This is a genomic window from Methanoculleus sp. UBA413, assembly GCF_002502935.1.
Taxonomy (GTDB): domain Archaea; phylum Halobacteriota; class Methanomicrobia; order Methanomicrobiales; family Methanoculleaceae; genus Methanoculleus; species Methanoculleus bourgensis.
This window is the reverse complement of the sequence record NZ_DAQR01000086.1, coordinates 1-7599: the sequence shown is the minus strand read 5'-3', so window position 1 is coordinate 7599 and position 7599 is coordinate 1. Positions and strand designations below refer to the sequence as shown.

Sequence of the window (7599 nt, the reverse complement as noted above, 5' to 3'; positions counted from 1 at the left end):
GGGGGGGGCGCCCCCCCCCCCCTGCCCCCACCCCCAGGGTGATTCCCACCACGGTCCACTACCCGGGTGAGACGGAGGATCCTCCGCGTTCAGCAGAACTGGTACGGGGGTTCAACCGAGCTTGCACCTCGCCGACAGCCAACCCGGAACGCATTGCACCCATGGTTGCGTTCGCGCCAATGGGGCGAGCCCGGGGAGCAGGCTGTTCTCATCCGTGCAGCATGGGGCGAAGCCTCATGAGCGTTTCACACAACGTTGCTTCACGCAGATGTGCGCGAAGTCTGTAGGGATTCTAGCCCTGCCCTCCCCCTTCGCGTGAGGTGGTGATCCGCCTCATACCTGCACATGAAGATATCCTGAAGCAGTAAGAACAGGAGGAACCCATATGAGTCCCTCACCACCAAAAGCGGGCAGAAAAAGTATTTTTGGGGAACGAGTCTCTCAGCGGAACCTCTGCCAGAGGATCCTCCCCATCACCCGGAAGGTGAAGTCAAGTTCCTCGAAACTCGGGATGCCTCGCTCCCTGAGGATCTTGCGGCCCCGTTCCATGGAGTCTCCGCCGAGCAGCGTCCCGACGATCACGTTCTCGGTCTTCTCCGAGAACCGGACGATCTGGTTTGCCAGCTGGTCGGACCCTATGACGAGGTTTGGGAACCCGACCACGAAGGCCATATCCCAGCAGTCCTGGTGCCTGGCGAGAACCTCGAAGACCTGCTCAAACCGCTTCTCACTGGCATCACCGAGGAGGTCGATCGGGTTGTTCTTGTTCCAGAAATCTGGCAGGATTTCGTTGAGTTCCTTGAGGACCTTCGGCGGCAGGTTGATCAGGTCGACATTGTAACGCTCGGCGTAGTCGGACGAGAGAACGGCAAACCCCCCGGCGTTCGTGATCACGATCGCCCGCTTGCCCCTGGGGTAGCCCTTGGGGAGCGCCAGCATCTCCGCGACCTGGAATGCGCCGGTCAGGGTATGGACGGGGATAACGCCCGATTCACGGAACGCTTCCATGTAGACGTCGTATGATCCGGAGAGCGAACCCGTGTGGGACGAAGCCGCCTCCTGCCCTTTTTGGGATGATCCGGACTTGATCGCCACGACGGGTTTGGTCTTTGAGACCTCGCTGACCACCTTCATGAAGGTCTTACCGTCCTGGAGTTCCTCGACGTAGAGGATGATGCCCTTGGTCTTTGGATCACGCTCCACGAACCTGAGGTAATCGATGAAGTTAAGGTCAGCCTGGTTGCCCACTGAGACAACGGCGGAGAACCCGATATCCTGCGTGATGCTCCAGTCGACCACCGTGTTGATGATGGCGCCGCTCTGGGAGATGAAGGCGATGTTGCCTGGTTTGGGTGACTGGTGGACGTAGGTGGTATCGATGCCCCGTGGGGGTATGATCAGCCCGAGGCAGTTCGGGCCTATGATCCGCGTGCCGTAGCCCTTTGCTATCTCGAGGACACGGTCCTCCAGCGCTTTTCCTCCCTCTCCCATCTCCTTGAACCCGGCGGTGATGATGACGGCCATGTTCACTCCCTTCTGCCCGCACTCCTCGATCACGGAAGGCACGTGCTTTGCCGGGACCGTGATGACCGCCATATCAACGGGGTTCGGGATATCCAGGATGGAGGGATACGCCTTGAGCCCCTGCACTTCCGGGCGCTTGTTGTTCACCGGGTAGAGTTGACCGGGGAAGTGGAGGAGGTTGTGCATGACGGCATAGCCCATCTTTTTTGGTTCTGACGATGCCCCGATGACCGCTATGGAGCGAGGCGTGAAGTACTCGATCGGCACGAACGGCCGCTCCTTTGCCGTTGTCTCTACTGCTGTATCGTCAACAAAGACCCGGGCGTCGACGATGCAGGCACCCGACTCGTAGAGCCTGACCGGGTTGATGTCGAACTCGACGACGTTCTTGTTCTCAGCGAAGAACCGGCTGATAGCCCAGATAACCGAGATGAGCGCCTCCTCGTCCCGGGGTTTCGTCCCGCGGTAGCCCTTGATCATGGGGTAGCCGTGAATCTCGCTGACCATCTCCCGGATGGATTCTTCGGAGACGGGCAGGATCCGCAGCGTTACGTCCTTCATCAGTTCAACGAGCGTGCCCCCCATACCGAAGGTGAGCACCTTGCCAAACGCCGGGTCAGTCTTCCCACCGACGATCAGCTCAAGCCCCGGGGCCGCCTGCTGTACGACAAGGACGCCTTTGATCTCGGCTTCGGGGTTGAACGCCTTCACGTTCTTGACGATTTTATCAAACGCCTCCCCTGCTGCCTGTTTCGACCCGATACCGACAATCACACCGCCCGCATCACTCTTGTGAATGATCTGGGGCGAGTAGATCTTCATGACGACCGGAAAGCCGATCTTCTCTGCCGCCTTGGCCGCCTCGGCAGCCGTCTGGACGATTGCATGCTCAGGCACCGGCACTCCGTACTGTTTTAGGAGATCGTATGATTCGAACTCGCTCAGCATTCTCTTGGCCATGGTTGTTTCCTCAAATATTCGAGCATCTCTATGGTTCTGCAGTTCATGTTCCCGGGCAGATGAACCGCCTCCTGGAAAGCCAAACCGGCAGGTCAGTATGAACTGTACAGGGTGGTCTCAGATTCGTTTTATAGGTTTTGTAATGATTCTACATGACAAATTCATTCGGGGATGCCTGCGGCATTCCTGAATTTCGCCATTCTGTCTCTGGAATGTGGATACCACAGAGTAAATGTTCCATTTTTTGGCTTCTCGTGGAAGGCATCTCCTGTGGATGCCTGATCCCCGGACCGGGGCCTTCGCTGAAACCCGCCGTCCTGCGCTGGGTGGGAAGAGACCGTGTCGCGCTCGTGACGAGGCCTCCTGGGAGTGTTGTCGGGCAGGTTGTTCTCTGAAACCTCTCTGTTGGGGGTGGAACACCCGCTCCCGTCCACCACATTCGGTACAGCGAGGGGTAAAAGGGCATGTGTCAACAACCCTGTGGCCCAGGCTCATTCAGCAGCTCGTTCCCGTTGGTCGGAACTCAGGGTCGTTGGTAGCCTTTGTGAGCCGGTGATAATCAGAATACTTTCAGAGGCTTAACTGCTGATCGCAATCTTTTATTCGCGGCATTTATAAATCAGATGAAAATCAGAGATAAAAATCATGATGGGGCAGCACCCTGCAGTGGATCGCCGGGCAGTATATACTCTCTTTGTAATCGGTTTTTTTGCAATCTTCTCGACGACCATCTCAAAGAATCCGGTGCTGCCTCTGTTCTCGCAGGCCCTGGGCGCCGGTGATGTGGTCATCGGTCTGGTTGCGGCGGTCTCCCCGCTCGCCGGGATCCTGTTCTCGTTCCCGGTGGGGGTTCTCTCGGACCACCTGGGCAAGAGGAGACTGCTCATCATATCCGGAGCGATATTCCTTTCGGCACCTCTGCTCTACCTCTTCATCTCCGATCCGCTCTGGCTGATCCCGGTCCGGTTCTTTCATGGGCTGGCGACTGCAATCCTCGGGCCGGTGATCGCTGCGATGATTGCGGTGCGGTTTCCGGAGAAGAAGGGAGAGATGCTCGGGCAGTATTCTTCTGCAACCCTGATCGGGAGAACTCTTGCCCCGCTTGTCGGCGGGGCCATCATCTCGTTCTTCGTCTTCTACCCCGGGCTCGTTCCTTACCGGATGGTGTACCTTGCTGCAGCAATCGCCGCAGTGCCGGTGGCAGTCCTGATCCTCCTCTACCGGGAGGAGACCCCGGCTCCTATCACAGTCCTCCCGTTCTCGGCCTTCCGCAGGAGTTTCGTAACGTTCTTCACGGACCGTAAACTGCGGGCAACGGCACTCGTGGACATGGCGACCTACTTTGCCTTTGGAGCGTTTGAGACGTTTCTGCCGCTCGTATTGCTCTCCCGGGGAATGGGTGCGTACCAGACCGGGATCCTGTTTGCCGCCCAGACGCTGATCATCGCGGCGACAAAACCATCCTTCGGCAGGATCTCCGACCGGATCGACAAACGTATCCAGATTGTCATAGGTCTCTTCGTTCTGGGGTGCTCGGTTGCCGCTATTCCGTTTGCGTCAGGGTTTACAGCGTTCCTTCTCATAAGTTCCCTTCTTGCTCTGGGTATGTCGCTCTCCACGGTTGCGACCAGTGCGTACGTCGCAGATGTTGCGCAGAAAGAAGAGATGGGGGCCTCGATGGGGGCATTATCATCCATCATGGATATCGGGCATTCTGCAGGTCCTCTCGTCACCGGAATCATTGTTGCCAGCGGCGGCTTCGGCCCTGGATTCTTCGCCAGTTTCCTGATCGCTGTGGCGGTCTGCGGGTTCTTTGTGCTGTCAGTTCGGGACCCGGCACCAGAAACGGGGAGTTGATATGGTTTAGAACAGAATTTGGGCATCTTTCGGTTATCGACATGAAGATATTTAACCAGCATGAACCGTCAGAATTGCAATCAGAGCGCCTAAAATAGATAACGTGGGACAAAACAAGGTAATAGCATCGAGCACATCCCAAAATTACCCTGCGACCAAATATCCACATGGTTCAGAGCATTCTGACGCACGATCGCAAAGAATTGAGCAATATCGAGCGTCAAAAGCGCTGACACGGCTTTTCCACGGGGTATCGCCTCGCGGGGGAGGGGCCGGGAGGGGGCGTCCCGGAAGAGGCGTTTTGGGACGACCTCATCATAAAAAAACTAAAACCGCAATCAGAAAATGCTGCTATGGGGATTCGAACCCCAGTCGTAGGAGTGAGAGTCCTACATGATTGGCCGGTCTACACTATAGCAGCGCGTGCACCACTGTGCTCTACATAATTGGAGTTCTTGGTACTTATACCTATCCTTCCCCTTCCGGTCCCCGGTTCTGCTACCGGCCGGAGAATCAGAGCAGGATTCTGGCGTTGTTCTCTCCTCTCCTCCGTGATTTTCCGGATAGACATCAATAAGTATCTTCCCGGCATATCTGTATCGGCAGCTATGAGCAGTGTCGAAGAGCAGATTCGGGAACTTGAGGACGAGCTCAAGAACACCCCGTACAACAAGGCGACCTCCAAGCACATCGGTCGCCTCAAGGCGAAACTCGCGAAGATTCGCGACGAAGCGGTAACCCGGGCCATGGCCTCGTCCGGCGGAGGCGAGGGCTACTCCGTGAAGAAGTCGGGAGATGCCACTGTCGTCCTGGTCGGTTTCCCGTCCGTGGGAAAGAGTACGCTGCTCAACAGGCTCACCGGCACCAACCTGAGCGAGACGGGGGCTTACGCCTTCACGACCCTCTCCGTTATCCCGGGTTCGATGGAGCACCGGGGCGCAAAGATCCAGGTTCTGGATATCCCGGGCCTGATCGCCGGCGCCGCTATGGGCAAAGGGCGCGGAAAAGAGGTTATCGCCGTCGTGCGGAGCGCTGACCTGATCCTCATCCTGGTCGATGTCTTCAACGAGCAACATACGGACGTCCTCCTCCGCGAGCTCCACGATGCCGGGATCAGGATCAACCGGCACAAACCCGACATCACCATAAAAAAGGCTGGCAGCGGCGGTATCAGGCTCAACACCGTCGGCAACGTCGATCTCGAGATCGAGGAGATCCGCTCAATCCTCGCGGAGAACAAGATCGTCAACGCTGATGTCCTGATCAGGGGCGAGGTCACCCAGGATGACTTCATCGATGCGATGATCGGCAACAGGGTCTACGTCCCTGCGTTCATCGCGGTCAATAAGGTCGACCTGGTGGACGAGAAGACGCGGGCAGAGATAGAGAAGAAGTTGACCCGGCGGTTCGGCGAGCCGCCTGTCATGGTATCGGCACACAGCGGCTACCGCATCGAAGACCTCAAGGACACCATATTCGATAGCCTGGAGTTCATGCGCGTCTATCTCAAGCCCGTCGGCGGCCCCGCGGATATGGAAGAGCCGCTGATCATCCGGATCCCGGCAACGGTCGAGGACGTCTGCAACCGCCTCCACCGGGACTTCGCGGACAAGTTCCGGTATGCGAGGGTCTGGGGCGAATCGGCAAAACACGACGCGCAGCGTGTCGGAATCACTCACCAGCTGGCGGACGGGGACATCCTCTCCATCGTCACCCGCCGCTGATCACTCTTTTGAGGGTTGGAAGGGGCGCATCGGTCTTTATGGCCGTTCCTGAGTAGTGTGCGCGGCTTGCCCGGTATCCGAGCGCCTCTAACTGTTCGATGACGGTTGCGATGCTGCCGGGCGAAACCCGCTCTGCTTTCGCGATGACGTGGTAGTCGTAGTGGCTCGAGGTCTCCAGCTCCCGGCGGCAGGTATCAAGCAGCCGCGCGATCCTCGGGCCGGTTCCGGCCGCAACGTCGGGCAGCGCCTCCTGCATCCGGCAAAGCGTCCGGTCGTCGTTGATGCTTCCTGTCCAGAGGGGGCCGACCGGCACGAGGTTTGCGCCGCAGAGCGCGCATACCTCTGGTTCGGGGAGCATCCCGGTCTGCTCTGAGCGGTAGAGGCAGTGCGGACACTGCATCACGTAGCCGATCCGCGCAAGCGTCCGGTCGGCCGCCGCCGCCCCGTCCCTGAGCGCCAGATGCAGGCGGTGGAAGTGCTCGTGCGCGTAGCAGAAGAGCGGTTCAACCCCCCGGTCGTACTTGATCACCTCGCGCACCACAAACCCGAGCAGCGTCCGGAGGCCGACCTCGGCGTGGTACTCGGTGTTCCGTGGGCGGGAGAAGTAGCGGCGCATACCTGCTTTTAAGTGTGCCCCGCAGAGGGGTGCGGTATCGGTGGCGGTGACGAAGAGATAGTTCCCGGCGCTCCGGGCCGCGGAATCGATGAAGGGTGCCGGCGTCCCGAAGGGGTCGAGGTCGACGGCATCAAACCTCCTGCTGCTCATCAGCGCGTTTGCATCCTCCCTGGTGACCTCGGCGTTGAGGCCCAGCGTCCCGACGTTTCCCCTGATCAGGTCGATGGCCTTCGGGTTATGGTCGTTGATCGTCACTGGAATCCCGACCTCGCGTGCCACCCGGAGCCCCCGGACGCCGGACGCCCCCATGGCGTCAAGGTAACTCTCTGGCCGCAGGGTGGAGAGCAGGAGGACGGTGGAATCCCGGTTCAGCTCCATGCGCGGATTGTAAAAGACCGGACCGCCTCCAGGCGGGAACTGAAGGTGAGGATCCTGTTTTGGCACGAAAAACCGGGTTTTCCCTTCAGTAACCTCAACAATATCCATGCTTCCGAAAAAGTGGATGCTCGATACCCTTATACCTTCTTATGAGTAATACTATTGCTCCGATATGTGGGCTTGTGGCCTAGCCAGGATATGGCGTCAGCCTCCTAAGCTGAATATCGGGGGTTCGAATCCCCCCAAGCCCGTCGTTTTTCATGCGAAATTTCATGCGCAGCGTTGCGTCACGCAGAAGAGCGCGTTGCCTTGACGCCCGCGTGATTGCTGCCCTTCCTCAGCGCTCCCCCGCGTGGCTTTCCGCGTGAGGTTACTTGCATTCCGCCTTTCGCGCATCAAAACCCGTAAATTAAGATGAAATAGTCCACTACTGGAGCGTTTATAAGGCAGAGCGAGAGGCTGCACGCATGAAAGCGACCTACTCCCCGGGCTTCCCGGGCAGTGGACCGTGGTGGGAATCACCCCGGGGGTGGGGGCAGG

At 58.5% G+C, this 7599-nt stretch carries 4 protein-coding genes and 2 tRNA genes; 3 read left to right on the top strand and 3 right to left on the bottom strand.

Going from position 1 to position 7599, the window contains the following annotated elements; genetic code table 11:
- Positions 1-441: 441 nt before the first annotated feature.
- Entirely contained in the window at positions 442-2484 is a 2043-nt protein-coding gene (locus tag BP858_RS07040) for an acetate--CoA ligase family protein (protein WP_074175170.1), read from the bottom strand.
- Positions 2485-3129: 645 nt separating this feature from the next.
- On the opposite strand from BP858_RS07040, the gene BP858_RS07035 reads away from it, so the two are divergent.
- The gene (locus BP858_RS07035) at positions 3130-4341 is read left to right on the top strand and encodes an MFS transporter (RefSeq protein ID WP_214166584.1); all 1212 of its coding nucleotides are present in this window, start codon (positions 3130-3132) and stop codon (positions 4339-4341) included.
- Positions 4342-4687: 346 nt separating this feature from the next.
- On the opposite strand, the gene BP858_RS07030 is transcribed toward BP858_RS07035, so the two are convergent.
- Positions 4688-4762: transfer RNA gene (locus tag BP858_RS07030), tRNA-Glu, on the bottom strand.
- A 187-nt stretch (positions 4763-4949) separates the two neighbouring features.
- On the opposite strand from BP858_RS07030, the gene BP858_RS07025 reads away from it, so the two are divergent.
- A complete protein-coding gene (locus tag BP858_RS07025; protein WP_074175172.1) occupies positions 4950-6065 on the top strand; it encodes an OBG GTPase family GTP-binding protein in 1116 nt (371 codons plus the stop codon).
- On the opposite strand, the gene BP858_RS07020 is transcribed toward BP858_RS07025, so the two are convergent.
- Positions 6052-7167 (bottom strand): tRNA (guanine(10)-N(2))-dimethyltransferase, encoded by a 1116-nt coding sequence (locus tag BP858_RS07020; protein ID WP_286879174.1) that lies wholly within the window; start codon positions 7165-7167, stop codon positions 6052-6054. The two genes, BP858_RS07025 and BP858_RS07020, sit on opposite strands and share 14 nt — an antisense overlap.
- Positions 7168-7235: 68 nt before the next feature.
- Between BP858_RS07020 and BP858_RS07015 the strand changes: the two genes are divergently transcribed.
- Positions 7236-7310: transfer RNA gene (locus tag BP858_RS07015), tRNA-Arg, on the top strand.
- Positions 7311-7599: the final 289 nt, after the last annotated feature.

Bases quoted from the DNA above. Each gene is read 5' to 3' on its own strand.
- BP858_RS07025 (WP_074175172.1), top strand. From the start codon at position 4,950: ATGAGCAGTGTCGAAGAGCAGATTCGGGAACTTGAGGACGAGCTCAAG.
- BP858_RS07035 (WP_214166584.1), top strand. From the start codon at position 3,130: ATGATGGGGCAGCACCCTGCAGTGGATCGCCGGGCAGTATATACTCTC.
- BP858_RS07020 (WP_286879174.1), bottom strand. From the start codon at position 7,167: ATGGATATTGTTGAGGTTACTGAAGGGAAAACCCGGTTTTTCGTGCCA.
- BP858_RS07040 (WP_074175170.1), bottom strand. From the start codon at position 2,484: ATGGCCAAGAGAATGCTGAGCGAGTTCGAATCATACGATCTCCTAAAA.